17 protein-coding genes are annotated in these 18,160 nt (G+C 64.6%); 12 read left to right on the top strand and 5 right to left on the bottom strand.

Features of this window, described 5'->3' with window-relative positions; all coding sequences use genetic code 11:
• Nucleotides 1-13: 13 nt before the first annotated feature.
• The gene (locus ACSQ25_RS11790) at nt 14-976 is read right to left on the bottom strand and encodes a LacI family DNA-binding transcriptional regulator (protein WP_436105873.1); all 963 of its coding nucleotides are present in this window, start codon (nt 974-976) and stop codon (nt 14-16) included.
• A 262-nt stretch (nt 977-1,238) separates the two neighbouring features.
• On the opposite strand from ACSQ25_RS11790, the gene ACSQ25_RS11785 reads away from it, so the two are divergent.
• Both ACSQ25_RS11785 and ACSQ25_RS11780 read left to right on the top strand, forming a co-directional pair.
• On the top strand, nt 1,239-3,716 hold the full coding sequence (locus tag ACSQ25_RS11785) for a TonB-dependent receptor (protein WP_436105872.1): 2,478 nt from the start codon (nt 1,239-1,241) through the stop codon (nt 3,714-3,716).
• 101 nt (nt 3,717-3,817) lie between these two features.
• Nucleotides 3,818-4,264 carry a hypothetical protein gene (locus ACSQ25_RS11780; protein ID WP_436105871.1) on the top strand — a complete coding sequence of 149 codons (447 nt, stop codon included), beginning with the start codon at nt 3,818-3,820 and terminating at the stop codon, nt 4,262-4,264.
• Here the strand turns inward: ACSQ25_RS11780 and ACSQ25_RS11775 are convergent.
• Entirely contained in the window at nt 4,230-4,772 is a 543-nt protein-coding gene (locus tag ACSQ25_RS11775) for a GNAT family N-acetyltransferase (protein WP_436105870.1), read from the bottom strand. The genes ACSQ25_RS11780 and ACSQ25_RS11775 overlap by 35 nt on opposite strands.
• Nucleotides 4,773-4,927: 155 nt before the next feature.
• On the opposite strand from ACSQ25_RS11775, the gene ACSQ25_RS11770 reads away from it, so the two are divergent.
• From ACSQ25_RS11770 to ACSQ25_RS11760, 3 genes are all read left to right on the top strand, one after another.
• Entirely contained in the window at nt 4,928-6,130 is a 1,203-nt protein-coding gene (locus ACSQ25_RS11770) for a sensor histidine kinase (RefSeq protein ID WP_436105869.1), read from the top strand.
• Nucleotides 6,127-6,873 (top strand): LytR/AlgR family response regulator transcription factor, encoded by a 747-nt coding sequence (locus tag ACSQ25_RS11765; RefSeq protein WP_436105868.1) that lies wholly within the window; start codon nt 6,127-6,129, stop codon nt 6,871-6,873. Before ACSQ25_RS11770 ends, ACSQ25_RS11765 begins: the two co-directional genes overlap by 4 nt.
• 197 nt (nt 6,874-7,070) lie before the next feature.
• Nucleotides 7,071-7,424 (top strand): response regulator, encoded by a 354-nt coding sequence (locus tag ACSQ25_RS11760; RefSeq protein WP_436105867.1) that lies wholly within the window; start codon nt 7,071-7,073, stop codon nt 7,422-7,424.
• Nucleotides 7,425-7,446: 22 nt separating this feature from the next.
• Here ACSQ25_RS11760 and ACSQ25_RS11755 read toward each other — a convergent pair whose 3' ends face one another.
• A complete protein-coding gene (locus tag ACSQ25_RS11755; protein ID WP_436108064.1) occupies nt 7,447-8,352 on the bottom strand; it encodes a LysR family transcriptional regulator in 906 nt (301 codons plus the stop codon).
• Between the two features lie 126 nt (nt 8,353-8,478).
• On the opposite strand from ACSQ25_RS11755, the gene ACSQ25_RS11750 reads away from it, so the two are divergent.
• The 3 genes from ACSQ25_RS11750 to ACSQ25_RS11740 all read left to right on the top strand — a co-directional run bounded on the left by ACSQ25_RS11750 (nt 8,479) and on the right by ACSQ25_RS11740 (nt 10,780).
• On the top strand, nt 8,479-9,345 hold the full coding sequence (locus ACSQ25_RS11750) for a pirin family protein (protein ID WP_436105866.1): 867 nt from the start codon (nt 8,479-8,481) through the stop codon (nt 9,343-9,345).
• Nucleotides 9,346-9,411: 66 nt separating this feature from the next.
• Entirely contained in the window at nt 9,412-10,092 is a 681-nt protein-coding gene (locus ACSQ25_RS11745) for a hydrolase (RefSeq protein WP_436108063.1), read from the top strand.
• Nucleotides 10,093-10,138: 46 nt separating this feature from the next.
• Nucleotides 10,139-10,780, top strand: coding sequence for a hydrolase (locus tag ACSQ25_RS11740; RefSeq protein ID WP_436105865.1), 642 nt, complete (start codon nt 10,139-10,141; stop codon nt 10,778-10,780).
• 45 nt (nt 10,781-10,825) lie between these two features.
• Here the strand turns inward: ACSQ25_RS11740 and ACSQ25_RS11735 are convergent, their stop codons facing one another.
• Nucleotides 10,826-12,358 (bottom strand): right-handed parallel beta-helix repeat-containing protein, encoded by a 1,533-nt coding sequence (locus ACSQ25_RS11735; RefSeq protein ID WP_436105864.1) that lies wholly within the window; start codon nt 12,356-12,358, stop codon nt 10,826-10,828.
• Between the two features lie 370 nt (nt 12,359-12,728).
• On the opposite strand from ACSQ25_RS11735, the gene purU reads away from it, so the two are divergent.
• Nucleotides 12,729-13,625: a formyltetrahydrofolate deformylase gene (gene purU / locus ACSQ25_RS11730; protein ID WP_436105863.1), complete on the top strand. Its 897-nt coding sequence runs from the start codon at nt 12,729-12,731 to the stop codon at nt 13,623-13,625.
• 105 nt (nt 13,626-13,730) lie between these two features.
• On the opposite strand, the gene ACSQ25_RS11725 is transcribed toward purU, so the two are convergent.
• Nucleotides 13,731-15,509, bottom strand: coding sequence for an ABCB family ABC transporter ATP-binding protein/permease (locus tag ACSQ25_RS11725; protein ID WP_436105862.1), 1,779 nt, complete (start codon nt 15,507-15,509; stop codon nt 13,731-13,733).
• A 174-nt stretch (nt 15,510-15,683) separates the two neighbouring features.
• Here ACSQ25_RS11725 and ACSQ25_RS11720 point away from each other — a divergent pair, with 174 nt between their 5' ends.
• The 3 genes from ACSQ25_RS11720 (at nt 15,684) to ACSQ25_RS11710 (ending at nt 18,147) form a co-directional block, all read left to right on the top strand.
• Nucleotides 15,684-16,841: a diguanylate cyclase gene (locus ACSQ25_RS11720; RefSeq protein WP_436105861.1), complete on the top strand. Its 1,158-nt coding sequence runs from the start codon at nt 15,684-15,686 to the stop codon at nt 16,839-16,841.
• A gap of 110 nt (nt 16,842-16,951) precedes the next feature.
• Nucleotides 16,952-17,356, top strand: coding sequence for a hypothetical protein (locus tag ACSQ25_RS11715; RefSeq protein WP_436105860.1), 405 nt, complete (start codon nt 16,952-16,954; stop codon nt 17,354-17,356).
• Nucleotides 17,356-18,147: a DUF2145 domain-containing protein gene (locus tag ACSQ25_RS11710; protein WP_436105859.1), complete on the top strand. Its 792-nt coding sequence runs from the start codon at nt 17,356-17,358 to the stop codon at nt 18,145-18,147. The genes ACSQ25_RS11715 and ACSQ25_RS11710 overlap by 1 nt, the downstream gene beginning before the upstream one ends.
• Nucleotides 18,148-18,160: the final 13 nt, after the last annotated feature.

Below are 18,160 nucleotides of genomic sequence, written 5' to 3'. Positions count from 1 at the left end.
TTCTGTCGGGTGGTCAGGTATGCCGGACGATCAGGGTCGTCGGCAGCATTTCGGATTGCACGGGCTGGCCTTCGATCATGGCCAGCATTTTCTTTGCGAGCAGCACGCCGCCGTCGCGCAGGTATTGGTGGACGCTGGTCAGCGGCGGCACGAAGCTGGCCGCGCCCGGCGTATCGTCGTAGCCGATCACCGAGATGTCGTCCGGCACCCGCAGGCTCGCTTCGGTCAGGGCGCGGATCGCGCCCATCGCCAGCAGGTCGCTGGCGGCGAACAGGCCGTCGCAGGCCAGGCCGGGCTTCTTCTTGAGCAGGGTCGACACGCACTCAAAGCCGGCTTCGAAGGTGAAGGCCTTGGGGCGCTGGATGTGGACGGTGGCCCGGCCCGACAGCGCGTCGATGAAGCCGGCGCAGCGCTCCTGCACTTCCGCGTGGTCGACGTCGCCCAGGAAGATCAGCTTGCGCCGGCCCTGCTCCAGGAAACGCTCGGCCGCGCTGGCGCCGCCCTTGCGGTTGTTACTGCCGACCACGACGTAGTCGCTGCCGGCCTGGGGCGCGCCCCACACCACCAGCGGCAGATTGGTCTGCTGGAGGGTACGCACCGCCTCGCCGTGCGAGCCCTGTCCCAGCAGGATCAGGCCGTCGGCGCCCTGCACCGGCGCGGTGTCGAGCAGCTGCTTCGAGGTCAGCACCACGCTGTAGCCGGACGTGGTCAGTTCCTGGGTAATACCGCCCAGCAGCTCGAGCGGATACGGGTCCGACATCGGCCGGCCCTTCACCGGCGTCATCTCCACCACCACGGCCACCGAATAGGAGCGGCGCATGCGCAGGTTGCGGGCGCTGATGTTGAAGCGGTAGCCCTGCTCGCTGGCCAACAGGCGGATCTTCTCGCGCGTCTTCTCGGTCACCAGCGGGCTGTCACGCAGGGCGCGCGACACCGTGATGGTCGATACCCCGGCAAGCTTTGCCAGATCTTCCATCGTCGGTCCGGGGTCGCCCGGTGATTTAGCTTGTTTCGCGTTGGCCATAGTGAAAAAGGGATGCTGCTGAACGGTAAGCATTATGACAGGTTTTTATGTTGTGTCGATAGCAAATGACATCGATATCAATTTCATTGACATCGATAACATTCAATGATTCAATGACACCACTTTCCTTGTTGATCATTTATTCGACAAGGCATCGCCGGGGAGGAGACGCCCCGCCAGTAGCCGCATTTACAACAACAGAGAGCCTACTCACATGAACCACGCCTCGCAGTTCCCGCGCCTGTCCGCCATTTCGCTCGCCGTCCTCGCCCTCTCCGTCCATTGCCAGGTGATGGCGCAGGATGCAAGCAGCGCCCAGGGGGCGCCCGCCACGCCGGCGGCCGTCCAGCAGGAAATCCAGCAGGTGGTCGTCACCGGCACCGCCTCCGCCAGCGGTACCCGCAAGATCGACGCCGCCTTCAGCATCACCACCGCCAGCGAAGAACAGCTCAAGACCGCGGCCCCGATCAGCACCGCCGACGTCATGAAGCTGGTACCGGGCGCCTATGCCGAACCGACCGGCGGCCAGTCGGGCGCCAACATCCAGGTGCGCGGCTTCCCCTCGGGCAGCGATTCGCCCTTCGTCTCGGTGCAGATGAACGGCAACCCGATCTACCCGGTGCCGGTACTGTCCTTCTTCGAGGGCTCGTCCTCGTTCCGCCTGGACGACACCATCGAGCGCGTCGAAGTGCTGCGCGGCGGCCCGAGCACCATCTACTCGGTGGGCCAGCCCGGCGCCACCATGAACTTCATCCTCAAGAAGGGTACCGACACGCCGGAAGGCAGCCTGCGCTTCACCGCCGGCACCGGCAACCTGCGCCGCCTCGACGGCGTCTACAGCGGCAAGATCGCCGAGGGCTGGTACGGCATGATCGGCGGCTTCTACCGCGTGACCGATGGCGTGCGCAAGTCCGGCTTCCCGGCGGACGACGGCGGCCAGCTGTCTGCCTCGCTCACCCGCAGGCTGGACCAGGGCGAGCTGACTTTCTACGCCCGCGCCACCTCGGACAAGAACGCCTTCTACACCGGCGTGCCGCTCATTTCGAGTAACGAAGGCCGCACGATCAGCGAGTTCCCCGGCTTCGATCCGCTCACCGGCACGCTGATGAGCAATGAGATGCGCAACTTCACCGTCGAAGCCGCGCCGGGCCGTACCCTGAACTACGACCTGGGCGATGGCCGCGGCCTGAAATCGACCGTCTTCGGCGCCGACTTCCAGCAGAACCTGAACGGCTGGCAGGTCTCGAACAAGGCGAATTACTTCAGCGGCGACCTGAACACGATCGCCATGTTCACCGGTAACAACCCGCTGAGCGCCGCGGAATACCTGAATGCTGCGATCGCTTCGGCCAACGGCAATGCCGCCACCTTGGCCGCGGCCGGCGGCGTGCGCGCCACCAGCGGCACCATGAGCTGGGTGAAAGGCGGCGCCGTCGCCCCGAACCAGCAGGTGGTACAGGCCGGCCTGTGGGCGGTCGAGAAGAAGCTGAAGTCCTTCACCGACGAGTTCCGCGTCAGCCGCGACATCGGCGCCCATACCGTCACCGCCGGCGCCTACGTGGCCAACTACTCCTCGCGCGACGTCTGGTTCCTGGGGAACAGCCACCTGATGAGCGCCACCCCGCAGGCCAGCCTGATCAACGTCCGCCTGGACAACGGCGTGGTGGTGTCGAACAACGGCAAGGACGGCAACATCTTCTATGCCCCGGTGGCCTCCTACGACGGCGACAATACCGCCCTGTACCTGGCCGACGAATGGCGCATCAACGACCGCATCAAGCTCGATGCCGGCGTGCGCCGCGAGAAGCAGCGCCTGAGCGCCTCGATCTCGAATCTGGGCTCGGTGGACCCGGACAACAACCCGCTGACGGTCTATAACAACGGCACCTCGGCGCCGACCGGCAGCTTCACCGGCCTGAAGCGCGACGACTCGGTGAATTCCTTCACCCTCGGCGGCCTGTATAAACTGTCGAAGGACGCGAGCGTGTTCGTGCGCGCCAACCAGGGCCATACCTTCATCTACTTCGACGACATGCGCAATGCCGGCAGCCAGGCCGTGCTGGACGACCGCACCCGCGTGCCGACGCCGAAGGTCAAGCAGTTCGAAGTCGGCTTCAAGACCGCGAACCCGCTGTACAGCGCCTACGTGAACGCCTTCTTCACCGACTTCACCGGCATCTCCTTCCAGCAGATCACCACCAGCGGCGTGCTGTACTCGGTCAGCGGCTCGGAAGGCAAAGGCGTGGAATTCGAACTGGCGCTGCGCCCGCTGGCCGGCCTGCAGCTGCAGCTGACCGGCAACTGGCAGGATTCCGAGTACAAGGACAACCCTGCGATCGAAGGCAATACCGTGCAGCGCCAGCCGAAGTTCCAGTACCGCTTCTCGCCGAGCTACCGCATCCCGGTGGGCGACCGTGCGGTGCGCGTGTACGGCACCTATTCGCGCATCGGCAGCCGCTGGGCCGACCAGGCCAACCAGCAGTTCCTGCCGGCCTACGAAACCCTCGACCTGGGCGTGCTGGCGGAACTCGGCAACAACCTGGAACTGCGCGTCAGCGCCACCAACGTCACCAACGAACTGGGCCTGACCGAGGGGAATTCGCGCCTCACCGGCGGCAACGGCAGTGGCCCGATCAATGCGCGTCCGCTGTTCGGCCGCGCGGTGGAAGCCTCGCTGACCTATCGCTTCTGATGTAAAGCTTGTTGTTCTCCTCTTCGGCGGGACTTCGGTCCCGCCTTTTTTTTGGGGGGCCGATATAATCCGATGTCTGTATAACCGCCTGAAGGATCACGATGAAAGCACTGCCCCTCTTCCTGCTGCTCTTGTCCGGCGCCGCCCTGGCCGACGATGCGGCCATCCTCAAATGCCGCAGCTTGGCCGATACCGGTGCGCGCCTGGCCTGCTACGACGCCATCCAGGTCGGGGCGAAGCCGGCCGTGGCCGCCGCCGTTGCCGCGCCGGTCCGCAAGGAAGAAAACTTCGGCATCGAAGTGAAGAAGCAGCGCGAAGCGGAGCCGCAGTCGATTACCAGCACCATTCCGGGCGACTTCCAGGGCTGGGGCCCGGGTTCGCAGATCCGCCTCGCCAACGGCCAGGTCTGGCGCGTCATCGACGGCAGCGAAGCGGTGCTGCCGCGCATGCGCGATCCGAAGGTGACCATCGAGCGCAATCTGTTCGGGACCCTGTTCCTGAAGGTCGAAGGCTCTAACAATTCGGCGAAGGTGCGCCGGGTCCAGTAAGCGTGCGCACCATGTAGCGCGCCAGGCCGGGGTAGCTGGCCAGGGCGGTCAGCGCCGCCGGGCAGGCTGCGTGTTCGATGCGATAGCCGAGCGCCGACCAGAAGCCGGCCGTATCCTGCACCGACACCAGTGCCGACCACGCGAATCCGCGTGCGTGCGCCTGCTCCAGCAGGTGGCCGGCCATCCTGCGCGCCAGGCCGCGGCCGTGCGCGCGCGGGGCCACCGCCAGGTCGTGGAGGTAGAGCGTATCGGCGTCGCAGGCGGGCGCAAACTCCGCGCCGAGCGGCGTCACCAGTCCAAGGCGGCTCGGGTAAGCGAACAGGTAGCCGCACATGCCATTCCCGTCTTCAGCCACCACGCAGCTATCGCCGGCAGCGCGCATCCGCGCCCGCAGCACGGCGGCTGCCTCCTGCATCGACGGCGGGTAGCAGGCCGCCTGTACCGCGAGGACGGCATCGAGATCTTCCAGGCGCATGGCGCGGATCTGGCTGGAGTATGCGTGCGGCATGGATCGGTCCGGTCAAAGGGCGGGATGATAGCAGGCCGGGAAGGCCTTCGTCGTTCGTCGCACCCGGTCGTCGTTCGTCGCCTGGGCGTTTGCCGCAGCCGGAAGCTTTCCTAGACTAGCCACATTGCCTTATATTGAACACCAAGGAGAGCAAGATGTGGCGCAAGATCATCGATTGGTACGACGACCTCGAACGTGAACACCTGGCCGTGCTGGAACGGCCCGAGCTGGCGGCGCAGGTGGCCCCCGGTTACCGTCGCAAGATGGCCGACGCCATCACAAAGATGTCGCCGATCGAGCGCCGGCAGATGCGCGAGTTTGCGCTCAGGTACCGCGGGGCGCGCCTGTGGATCACGGTCGCCGTACTGGCCGGCTGCTTCACACTGGCAGGCATCGCAATGGGCCTGATCACCGGCAAGGGCAACTGGCACATCCCCATCCTTGCCTGCAACCTGCTCGGCTTCGGGCTGCTGTTCGGCGGCCTTGGCGTCTGGTTCAATGCCAGCCAGGCCTTCCAGAACCGGCGCAAGTTCATCCTGGGCCTGCTCTGCGGCGGTATCGGCGCCGGTGTCGGCATCGCATTGGCCGACGGCAGGCCGCTCGTCGAGCAGGCTCCGAAGCTGATGGAAATCATGCCGACGGCAAGCATCATCGCCCTGGTCCTTGCCACGCCTCTGCTCCTCCTCGGCTCCTACCGGCGCCGCCAGCACGCCGCGCTCATGGCGCAGCTGCAGCGCGACGCCGAGCGCGAGCGGCTGGCGCGCGAACTGAGCGAGTCGCAGCTGCGCATGCTGCGCGCCCAGATCGAGCCGCACTTCCTGTTCAACACCTTGGGTGCGGTGCAGCAGCTGGCCGCCGACGGCGCGCCGCGCGCCGCCGCGCTGACGGCCGACCTGATCGCCTTCCTGCGCGCCAGCTTCAGCGACATGCGCTGCGAGCAGGTGAGCCTGAAGAGCGAATTCGCCACCATCGAGTCCTACCTGCGTGTGATGCAGGCCCGCATGGGGACGCGCCTGGTGTTCGCGCTGTCGCTGCCCGGCGAACTGGCCCGGGTGGAGATCCCGAGCATGCTGGTCCTGACCCTGGTGGAGAACGCGATCAAGCACGGCATCGAACCTTCGCTGCGCGGCGGCGAGATCCGCGTCACGGCCGAAGCGCACGAGGACATGGTCCGCATCTGCGTCCATGACAGCGGCGTTGGCATGAGCGACACGCCCGGCGACGGCGCGGGCCTGGACAACGTGCGGCGGCGCCTGCAGCTGGCCTACGGCGGCGCGGGCGGCCTGGCGCTGCGCGATGCCGATCCGGGTCTGGTGGCGGAACTCACCGTACCCGCATCCATCAAGGAGGCCGCATGACCCGGGTATTGATCGCCGAGGACGAACCGCTGATGCGCGAGCGCCTGGCCGGCATGCTGGCCGGCTGCTGGCCGGACGCCGAGGTAGTGGCGCTGGCGGAAAACGGCAATGATGCCTGGGACGGCTTCCTCGAGCACGAACCGGAGGTCGTCTTCCTGGACATCCGCATGCCGGGGCTGTCCGGGCTGGAAGTGGCCGAACGCATCGGCGACAGCGCCCACGTGGTATTCGTCACCGCCTATGACCAGTACGCGGTCGAGGCCTTCGACGCCGGCGCGGTCGATTACCTGCTCAAGCCGGTACAGCTTGATCGCATGGAACGCGCGGTGGCGCGCATCCGCGCCAAACTGAACAAGCCGCCGGCCGACCTGGGCGACCTGCTGCGCCACCTGAAGACCGCCCTGCCCGGCGCCCGTGCCGAGAAAATGAAGTGGATCAAGGCCAGCGTCGGCAAGCAGATCCGCCTGATCGACGTCGACGAAGTCCTGTTCTTCCAGTCCGACACCAAGTACACCCGGGTGGTACTGGCCGATTCCGAAGCGCTGGTGCGGATCCCGCTGAAGGACCTGCTGGGTGGCCTCGACCGCGACCGCTTCTGGCAGATCCACCGCGGCACCCTGGTCAACGTCGGCGCCATCGCCGCCGTGGAGAAGATCGATGCCGAGCGCATGCAGGTGCTGCTGCGCGGCTGCGCGGAGAAGCTGCCGGTGAGCCGGACCTTCACCCACCTGTTCCGCGACTGAGACACCCGAGTCCGTCATTCTCGGAGTCGTGACATTTTCCCTGTTATATAATTTACATGAAGGCCCGGTCCTGGTGTGCATGGCCTTTTCTTTCATCGAACAGGGGCGGCATGACGACAGGCAGCAGCAAGGAAGAACGGGGCCACCTTCCCCACGACGAGGCCTCCGGTCACGGTCAGCGCGAAGACTGAGGCCCGATGGTCAAGCACATCCTGCTGGTCGACGACGAAGACGCGATTGCCTATGTCTTCAAGCGCTACCTGGAACGCGCCGGCTTCCAGGTCACGGCCGTGCTCGATCCGGCCGAGGCGCTGGCGATCGGCAGCGCCGGAGGGATCGACATGCTGGTCACCGACTTTCGCATGCCCGGCATCACCGGCGCCACCCTGATCGGGCGCCTGCGCGAGCACACGCCGGCGCTGCCGGCCCTGATCGTGACCGCCTACGGCGCCGAGGTCGGGGTGGCGGAGGCCGGAGTACGCGTCCTGAACAAACCGCTGTCGCCGCAGGAGCTGGTGGACGCCGTGGTGCTGGCGCTGGATGAGCGATAGCGTCAGGGGCCCTGCGACCGTTTCAATCTTCAACGATATCCGCAAACTCCGTGGCGAGATAGTCGACGAGCGCGCGCACCGACGGAAGCAATCCTCGCCGCGAAGGAAAGACCGCATGGATGATTTCGCGCCGTGGCGCCCATTCTGGAACAACCCGGACCAGCGAACCGTCCGCCAGCTGGTCGCAGACCATTAACAGCGGCAGCTGCACCACACCGACCCCCATCAAAGCGGCATCCCGCAAAGCCAACATATCCGTCGTCACGAAGCGCGGCACATGATGCACGACCGCCTGTGCATTGTTCGGCCCATATAAGGACCAGTTGAAAGTTTTGTGCACGGTGCCGAGACCAAGACTCGGCAAGCCGTTCAGTTCTGATGGTGAGACAGGCAGACCATGGGATTGAATCAGTGCGGGGCTGGCAACCAGGCATTGGCCACGATCGGCCAGGACGCGGATCACCAGGTCGCTATCCTCCAAGGGCGGTGGACGCACGCGGATTGCGACGTCGATCCCTTCACCGACGACATCGACAGGTCTGTTGGTGGCTTCCAGGTGCAGGGTGATGAGCGGATACTGTGCCATAAAACCGGCCAACATCCTGCTGACATGCACGTGCAAAAGCGAAATTGGACATGTCATCCGGATGAAACCCCGCGGCTCGGCGCGCGATGCGTCGACCACTTGCTGGGCTGCCTCGGCCTCCACCAGCATTGCCCTGCAATGCTCGTAATATGAGCGCCCGATGTCGGTCACGACGAAACGGCGCGTGGTCCGCTGGATCAGGCGAATGCCCAATTGCTCTTCCAGCAAAGCTATACGGCGGCTGAGTTTGGATTTTGGGATGCCCAATGCCCGACCCGCCTGGGCAAACCCGCCATGATCGACGGATTTTACAAAATAATACAGGTCGTTCAAGTCTTGCATGGCCTTGGTCATCGTTCCAGAGATGGGACTATGACTCCCAATTTAGCATACTACACACGCCAGCGTCCCAAGACTAAGCTGTCTCCATCACTTCGATTGTCCGAAGGATTTTCTCAGGAGAGCAGCATGAAAAAGCTTCTTGGCGTCTATAGCGCGCCTAGTCCGCACTGGGTCGGCGATGGATTTCCTGTCCGCTCCATTTTTTCGTACAACAACCATGGACGACAGCTCAGCCCTTTCCTCCTGCTCGATCTTGCCGGTCCTGCCCATTTCACCCCGGCCGAGAAACAGCGTGGCGTCGGTGAACACCCGCACCGCGGCATGGAGACCGTCACCATTGTCTACAAGGGAGAAGTTGCGCACGCGGACTCTACCGGGAAAGGTGGAACCATCGGCCCTGGTGACGTCCAATGGATGACTGCCGGTGCCGGAATCCTCCATGAAGAATTCCATTCTCCGGGCTTCAGTCAATCCGGTGGTCAGCTCGAGATGGTCCAGCTATGGGTCAATCTGCCGGCGAAAAACAAGATGGCTGCACCCGGCTATCAGGCGATCTCCGCCAGCGACATTCCATCGGTCTCGCTGCCGGGTGGCGCGGGTTCCGTGCGCGTGATTGCCGGCGCGTTCGAAGGCCACCACGGCCCGGCGCATACCTTCACGCCAATGAATGTGTGGGGCCTGCGCCTCACACAAGGTCGGCTTGCAGAGCTGACGCTTCCTGAAGGATGGACAACTTCTCTGATCGTTCTTCACGGATCAGTACGAGTAAATGGCGACGCCCAGGTGCGTGACGCGCAGATGGCTGTCCTGGATCGGACCGGTCAACAGGTATCGATTGAGGCCAACACTGATGCAGTGGTGCTCTTGCTTGCTGGTGAACCAATCGATGAACCGATTGTCGGACATGGTCCCTTCGTCATGAACACTCAGCAGGAAATCGCGCAGGCGATCACTGACTTCCAAAGCGGCCGCTTCGGCACGATGCCGCGTTGAGAAAAAACGGGCGGCGCGTCAATGAAACACGTGCCGCCTTTGATCAATCATTCCCAGGAGTTCAATATGAGTACGCCAGCAAATTTCAACGGACAACGTCCCGTGATCGATCCCAACGACGCCGTCATGTTATTGATCGATCACCAAAGCGGCCTGTTCCAGACTGTAAAAGACATGCCGATGACGGAGCTGCGTGATCGCGCCGCAGTGCTCGCCAAAATGGCGAGCCTGGGGAAGCTGCCGGTCATTACCACTGCCTCTGTTCCACAAGGGCCGAATGGACCGCTGATCCCGGAAATCCACGCCAATGCGCCGCATGCCAGATATGTCGCGCGCAAGGGTGAAATCAATGCCTGGGATAACCCCGACTTCGTCGCTGCGGTCAAGGAAACCGGCCGGAAAACGCTCATCATCGCCGGCACCATCACCAGCGTCTGCATGGCTTTTCCGGCCATCAGCGCCATTGCCGAGGGGTACAAAGTATTCGTTGTCGTCGACGCATCAGGCACCTACAGCAAGATGGCCCAGGAAATCACGCTTGCCCGTGTCGTACAGGCCGGTGCTGTTCCAATCGATACGGGGGCAGTCGCTTCCGAAATCCAGAAGACCTGGAACCGTGATGACGCGATGGAGTGGGCTGGCGTGTACACCAAGATCTTCCCACCATATCAGCTTCTCATCGAAAGCTATATGAAGGCGCAGGAGGTCTCGAAGAACAACGAAACCCTGGACTCGCAGCGTACGTAACAGGAGCGCTGCCATGCCACAAGTCGACCCGTTTTAGGAGATAAACATGACTAGCGAAGCGATCCGTGATCCGCAGAAGGATGACCTACTCACGCCACAGAATGCCGTGTTCGTCATCATCGATTACCAGCCTGTGCAAGTGAACTCCATCGCATCGATGGATCGACAACTGCTCGTGAATAATATCGTCGGCACGGCGAAAGCAGCAGTTGCCTACGGCTTACCAATCATCCATTCCACGGTCAACGTGAAGACTGGGCTGAACAAGCCGCCCATTGCACAACTCCAGAAAGTCCTGGCAGACTATCCAACCTACGATCGCACGACGATCAATTCGTGGGAAGACGTGGAGTTCCGCAAGGCCGTCGAGGCGACCGGCCGCAAGAAGATCATCATGACCGCATTGTGGACGGAAGCCTGCCTGAGCTTCCCGGCCCTCGATGCACTAAGGGAGGGTTATGAGGTGTATGTCGTGGCAGATGCCGTGGGTGGCACCTCGGTAGTGGCACACGACATGGCATTGCGCCGTATCGAGCAGGCCGGCGGCCAGATGATCAGCGTGCCACAATTGTTCTGCGAACTGCAGCGCGACTGGGTACGCAAAGAGACGGTTCCTGCGTTTATGAACCTCTTCATTGAAACCGGCGGCACTGCCGGCATTCAATTCAGTTACGACCGCACGGAATAAGCGGTCAAGGGCGGGTTCGATCGAGCCCGCCTTTTGTCCGTCCACCTACGCGTTACCGACAAGCGTGATGTTCTCGTCAGTGCCGTCGGTGTAGACCCCCATGCTGGTACGTCCCGAAAACTTATTGTTCGAAACGACGGTGGGGCTGCCGTAAATGTGAGCCAGCGCGATATGCGCCTGGAAGGGGCTCGGTGTTTTTCCTCCACTGCGCCGGTTCAGGACCGACACGCTGCAATTCGAATCCAGTTTGTTGGAATCGATCGTGTGCCCGCCAGTGTCGGGCCACCTGGCCCGATCGCCGCCGCCGTACATCTGGATGCCGTTCCCTTCATTGTTCGAGATAATGTTGCCATACACCGAGCACTTGCTGGCCCCATCGTCCGCGCCAATGCCGACGCCTTCCGATCCATTGTCCAGCGGGCCGCCGTAGTTATAGTTGAACCTGCAGGTGTTGTAGCGGATCGTATGTCCGGATACCGCGTCCTGCCCGGCCTTCGACGAGAGCTCGATGCCCCGGCCGTAATAGCTTGAGGTCAGTGTCCCGCCGTTGGCATTGCAGACGTTGCGCTCGATGATGTAAGACTTGGCGAAGCCGCTGATATGAATCCCGAAATTCATATTGTTGCTGCAGGTATTGTTGCCCACGTAGCTGAGATCTCCACCGTTGATGAAGATGCCGGTCAGCATGCCGGTCACGGTATTCCTGTCCAGCGTGGCGGCATTCCCCTGGACACAGTAGATACCGATCGCCCTGCGGTTCGGGTTGTAGGCGACGCCGGCTGGCGGAGATACGCGGTTCCCGCGAATCACGAGACGCGTGATGAAGGAGGCGCTGTTATAGGTTTCGCAGCGGATGCCATACGAGGTCACCGAGCCGCCGCCGCGGTGGCGGACCGTATTATTGAGCAGGCGGATGTCGTCGATATTGATGCCCCCAGCGACCAGTATCCCTTGGTTGCCATACGTCGGGCCATTGCTGACGACGTCGAGCACGCAGTTGGAAATGGCCACGTTGTTTTTTTCGAAGACATAGACGCCGGCGCAATTCGAGCTGACGTTGTTGTTCTCGAAGACGCATCCGTTGCCAAGCCAGATGATCGCCACGTCGCTCCCCTCCGGCAAGGCGTTGTTCCGGATGTCCAGATTGCGGTAGGTGACGAAATCGCGCTCCTGCTGGTATGCCGCGATCGCGGCGCCGTTGGCCGGCGTGGTGGGCGCCGCCGGCAGGACGATGACCGGTTTTGGCTGAGACGTATCGTCCGCGCCATTGGATCGAAAATAGGCGCCAACGGTGATGCGCTGGAGCGCAGTGCCGCTCGCCGACAGCTGGAAAACGCCCGAATACGTCGTGCCCCGTTTCTGCAGGTAGGTATGGCCGGGTGCCCAGGTGACGCTGGTCCATGAGCGGAACGGGTTGGCGAGCGTTCCGTCACCCGGACCGGTGACGCCTGGATCGATGTAGTGCACATTCGCGGTGCGTCCGGTCTGGGCCATTGCCAGCTTGGGGAGCACTGTCCCCGCGCAGGCGGAGACGCCCACGCCGGAGGCAATCCGGAGGAAACTTCTTCTCTTGGTCATCACGGTTCCAATCGAGATCTGAGAACATGGCGCTCGGCCGTATTGACCAAGTGTTCTGTCCGCTGGAACGATGCTACGCCTTGCGGTCGCAAAGCGGCAACGACTCTCTGTTAAATTCGCTATGCTGAGTTGCGGCAAAACCAATGCCTGAGCCCTCAGCTCGGCCTGCCGGCTGTTCCGTATCGTACATGCCTTGACGGCCCGGTGCGCTTCCGCCATGCTAGTAGATTGACAACGTCTGCATCGTCCACAAGGCTTGCACGGCGGCGCCACCGGCCTGCGGCCACCCATCGCAGCGCCTCCCGCGCCACCCGTAACAGCGCAGGCGCACCTATAGACAGGCTTTTGCACGCATAGACAGGACGACCGCATGACCCCGAACGAAAACGCCCGGCCGCCGCACGCCGCGACCGAATACATCCTGAACGCCAGCTGCCGCGCCGGCATCGGCATCGTGGCCGCCGTCGCCACCTTCCTCGCCGAGCGCGACTGCTACATCTGCGCGCTCGAGCAGTTCGACGACGATTCCACCGAGCGCTTCTACATGCGCGCCGTGTTCCGCCTGCAGGCCGGCTCGCCCAGCATCGAGAACATCCGCGAACAGTTCGGCAGCGGCTGCGCTGCCCGCCTGGAAATGCAGTGGAAGATCCACGACCCGGCGGACGCGGTCAAGACCGTGATCATGGTGTCGAAGGACGACCATTGCCTCGACGACCTGCTGTACCGCCGCCGCAACGGTGAACTCAATATGTCGCTCACGGCGGTGGTGTCGAACCACCTCGACCTGCGCCCGATGGTCGAACGCGAAGGCATCCGCTTCATCTTCCTGCCGGTGACCAGGGAAAACAAGGCGCAGCAGGAAGCGCGGCTGCTGGAAGTGGTCGAGGAAACCGGCGCCGAGCTGGTGATCCTGGCGCGCTACATGCAGATCCTGTCGGACGAGCTGGCGCGCCGCCTGGCCGGGCGCTGCATCAACATCCACCACTCCTTCCTGCCCGGCTTCAAGGGCGCCAAGCCCTATCACCAGGCCTTCGACCGCGGCGTCAAACTGATCGGCGCCACCGCCCACTACGTCACGCCGGACCTGGACGAGGGCCCGATCATCGAGCAGATGGTGACCCGGGTCGACCACAACTTCAGGCCGGAGCAGCTGGTGCGCATCGGGCGCGACAACGAATGCATGGCACTGGCGGCGGCCGTGAAGTTCCACATCGAGCGCCGGGTTTTCCTGCACGGGAACAAGACCATCGTTTTCCGCGGGCCGTGAATCCGTAGGGTGTGCGGCTTCGCCGCACGCGCGTTCAAATCCCTTCGATACGACGCGCGACCGTCCATATACTGGTTGAACGCGCGGTCGGCATAGCCGACCACCCTAGCGCTCCCCTTCCTTGTCCATGCGCTGCTGCAGCAACCATAGCCGCGCGTAGATCCCCTTGCGCCGCAGCAGCTCCGCATGCGTGCCCTGCTCGACGATGCGCCCGCGGTCCATCACCACGATGGCGTGCGCATTCACGATGGTCGACAGGCGGTGCGCGATCACCAGCGTGGTCCGGTTCTGCGACAGCCGGTCCAGTTCGCGGGTGATCGCGTGTTCCGAATCGGCGTCGAGCGCCGAGGTGGCCTCGTCGAAGATCAGGATCGGCGGGTTCTTGAGCACCGCGCGCGCGATGGCGATGCGTTGCTTCTCGCCGCCCGACAGGTTGACGCCGCGCTCGCCCACCGGCGTGTCGTATTTTTCCGGCAGCGAATCGATCAGCTCGTGCAGGTGGGCGGCGCGGCAGGCCTGCACCACGTCCTCGCGCGTGCTGCCGCTGCGCCCATAGGCGATGTTGTTGCCGATGCTGTCGTTGAACAGCGCCGTTTCCTGCGGCACCACGCCGATGGCCTGGCGCACGCTGGCGGCGCCGCACTGGCGAATGTCCTGGCCGTCCACCAGGATGCGTCCGCCCGCAGGGTCGTAGTAGCGCAGCAGCAGGCGCGCCAGCGTCGACTTGCCCGAACCGCTGCGCCCGACCACGGCCAGCGTGGTGCCGGGCGCGATGCGCAGGCTGAGGTCGACCAGCACCGGGCGCGCCGCCTCATAGTGGAAGCTGACGTGCTCGAACACGACTTCGCCCTGGCGCGCCTGCAGGGCCGGCGCGCCGGGCGGGTCGAGGATCTCGGGCCGCTCGCGCAGCAGCTCGAACAGGCGTTCCGCGTTCACCCAGGCGTCGCGCGCCTCGCGGTACACGAAGCCGAGCGCGTTCAGCGGCAGGCAGACCTGCAGCGCATAGGCATTGATCAGGACCAGGTCGCCCACGCTCATGGTCCGCGCCAGCACCGCCTGCCCGGCCAGCACCATGATGGCGGCGACACCAAGGGCGATCACCGCGCTCTGGCCCACGTGCAGGGAAAACAGCGCGCGCTGGTTCGAGCGCCCGGCCTCGGCCCACTCGCCCATGATGGCGGCGAAACGGCGGGCCTCGCGCGCTTCGCCGCCGAAGTACTTGACCGTGTCGTAGTTGATCAGGCTGTCCGCCAGCCGGCCCTTGGCGGTGGAATCGAGCTTGTTCACGCGGCGCTGGTAGACCACGCGGCGCGCCGTGAACACCAGCGTGAAGCCGGCATACAACAGGAAGGTCACCAGGATGATGCCGGCGAAGCCGGCGGCATAGCGGCTCAGCATGATCGCCAGCACCAGCCCGATCTCGACCAGGGTCGGCACGATGGTGAACAGGCCGATGCCGAGCAGGAAGGCGATGCCGCTGGTCCCGCGGTCGATGTCGGGCAGCAGGCTGCCCAGCTTGCGCTGCGCATGGAAACGCGGTCCCAGCGCGTGCAGGTGGCTGAAGGTCTTTTCGGCATAACGGGACACTGCCGCCAGCGTGACCCGCACGAACAGCAGGTCGCGCCATTCGTTGAACAGGGTGGACGAGAAGCGCAGCAGGGCGTACCCCACCAGCAGATAGAGCGGCAGGCTGGCCGGCAGGGACACTTGCGAGAATGCGTCGATGATGCGCTTGAGCAGCAGCGGCACCGCGACGGTCGCAAGCTTGGCCACCAGCAGCAGCACGACCGCCGCCGCGATCCGCCAGCGGTGCTGCCCCAGCACCTGCCACAGCTCGGCGCTGATCCGGGCGCCCCGCGCCGCTTCCTCCTTGCCGCCTGCCATCGCCTCTCCTCCCGGGCTGTATGGCAGTTGGACAAGCCAGAGCCCTGCAGCGTTCAACTTCTTGCCCCCACAGTGCCTCAAGACAAAATAAGTTGCCATGGAGTTACAATCGGTGAGCATGTACCGTTATGGAAAATGGCACACTGCGTTTCCAGCGCTGTAAAGAAAGCCGTCATGCTTCGCCCCACCCCTTCCGATTCCCTGGCCATCGACCCGCTCAGTGGCGAGTTCGCCGACCGCGGCACCGAATCCGCCTATCTGTCCCACCACCTGGAAGCGACCCGCGCGCAACTCGCCTTCACCCTGCTGTTCTGCACCCTGTACTTCCTCGGCTTTTTCGCCACCGACCTGGCGGCGCTGGGCATGGTGCCGGACACCGCGCTCCTGCTGGGCGCGCGCGTGCTGGTGGCAGCCACCGCAGGCAGCTGCGCCTGGCTGGCCTGGCGGCGCCCGCTGCCGGTCGCCGCCACCCGGATGGCCGCCAGCGTCGCCGAAGTCGTGGCGCTCGCCTGCTTCATGTTCATCGCCGTGCACCGTCCCGGCGAATTCCACTGGCATGCGATGTCGCTGGCGATCATGGTGCTGGTGATCTACCTGTATATACCGAACCGGCTCGCCTATGCGCTGGCGATCGCCGCGACCGCGACCGCGGGCTTCCTGATACTGACCCTGGCCTGGGCCGGCATGGGCTTCGCCGACCTGCTCACCCTGGGCATGCTGCTGGCGCTGGTGAACACCTTCGGCGCGCTGGCGGCGCGCCGCTACAACGCGGCCTTGCGCGAAGAGTACCGCGGGCGGCGCATCCAGCAGCATGCGGCCGAACGCGACCACCTGACCGGCTGCTACAACCGCCGCCACCTCCACGAGAAACTGATGGGGCCGGCGTCCGGCCCCCTGGCCGTCATCCTGTGCGACATCGACAACTTCAAAGGGGTCAACGACACCCACGGCCATGCCGCGGGGGACGCCGTGCTGCTGCGCTTTTCCAGGCTGTTGCAGGGGGTGGTGCGCGAAGGCCTCGACAGCGTGGTGCGCTACGGCGGCGAGGAATTCCTGGTGATCCTGCCTGGGACCGGGCTGGACGAGGCCGTCCGGCTGGCCGAATGGCTGCGTTCGCGCTTTGGCGCCGCGCCGGTCAATACCGGACCGGGCGCGCCCCCGGTCGATGCCACGGCCAGCTTCGGCGTGGCCGCGGCGGCACCCGGCAGCAGCGCTTCGCTGGAAGCCCTGATCGATGCCGCCGACAAGCTGATGTATACCGCCAAACGCAACGGGCGCGACCGCGTGGAAGCGCTGGCGCTGCCGGCGCTGCCCCTGGCCGCTGCGGCCTGAGGTATCGCCGGCCGATACCGGGCCGGCAATTCCGTGCTACTCCGCCTGCATTCCTTGCGCGGATGTCGCACGGTGCGGATCATGGCCCTACGTTCACTACGGAGGTCCCCATGAAACGCTTCATCTTCGCCGCCCTGCTCGGCCTGGCCTGCACCACCACCCACGCCGCCCACGCCGCCGGCCAGTCGGCCCTGTCGAACGCCAGCGCCAACCTGTCCGGCGTGGTGGTCGGCGGTTCCATCCTGACCCTTGCCGCCACCGGCAACGTGGTGGTGGCCAGCGTCAGGACGGTCGGCGACGGCCTCGAAGTGGTGCTGGAAAACGCGGCCGACGCCAGCCGCGCCACGGTGCGCCTGTCCGGCCAGGCGGCGGCCGGCGTGTCGATCGCGGCCGGCACCACGCTCGAGGTGGTCACCGCCTCGACCGGCTGCGTGCTGGTGATGTCGGGCAAGGCGATCGCTTTCCTCCCGAACGAAGCGGGCAAGGCCTTGCTGCACCATGCGAGGGCGATGTGATGGCGGGCCGCCTGTTCGTCGTCGCCGCCGTCGTCGCCGCCGCGCTGGCTGCCGCCCCGGCCCGGGCCGGGCAGCCCTGCGAGGAACGCCCGCTCGCCCCGCACGAAGTGGTACTGTCGATGGACCTGGCCCAGCGCACCGTACAGGCCCTCGATGCCAGCGGCGCCCAGGTCGCCCTGGTGGCGCGCGCCGGCCAGGACCTGAGCCGTTACCGCCTGCGCTATTCGCACATGGGGATCGTGGTGCGCGACCATCCGAAGGGTCGCTGGACCGTGGTGCATGCACTGAACGACTGCGGCAGCGCGGTCTCGGGCCTGTACCACGAAGGCATGGGCAACTTCTTCCTGACGGACCTGTACCGCCACGAGGCCCAGCTGGTGATCCCGGGGCCGGAAGCACAGGCCAGGCTGGCGCAGCTGGCCGTCACCCGCACCCCGCTGCGCCTGCATGAGCCGCGCTACAACATGCTGTCCTACGTCTACTCGACCAAATACCAGAACTCGAACCAGTGGGTGCTCGAGACCCTGGCCGCCGCCATGGCGCCTCCGGGCCAGGTCGAGACGCGGGCCGAGGCGCAACGCTGGCTGCGCTCGATCGGCTTCCAGCCGCCCACCGTGGAAATATCGGCCGCGACCCGCCTCGGCGCCCGCATGTTCCGTGCCAATGTCGCCTTCGACGACCATCCCTACGAGCGCCGCATGGCCGGCCAAATCGACACCATCACCACCGACGCCGTGGTCCGGATGGTGCGCATGGTCGATCCGCAGGCAAGGACCATGACCGTCGATTGATCCGGACTGCGTG

The organism is Massilia sp. LjRoot122 (assembly GCF_964252725.1).
GTDB lineage: Bacteria > Pseudomonadota > Gammaproteobacteria > Burkholderiales > Burkholderiaceae_D > Telluria.
The sequence above is the reverse complement of the archived record's forward strand: the minus strand, read 5'-3'. Positions and strand labels throughout refer to the sequence as shown.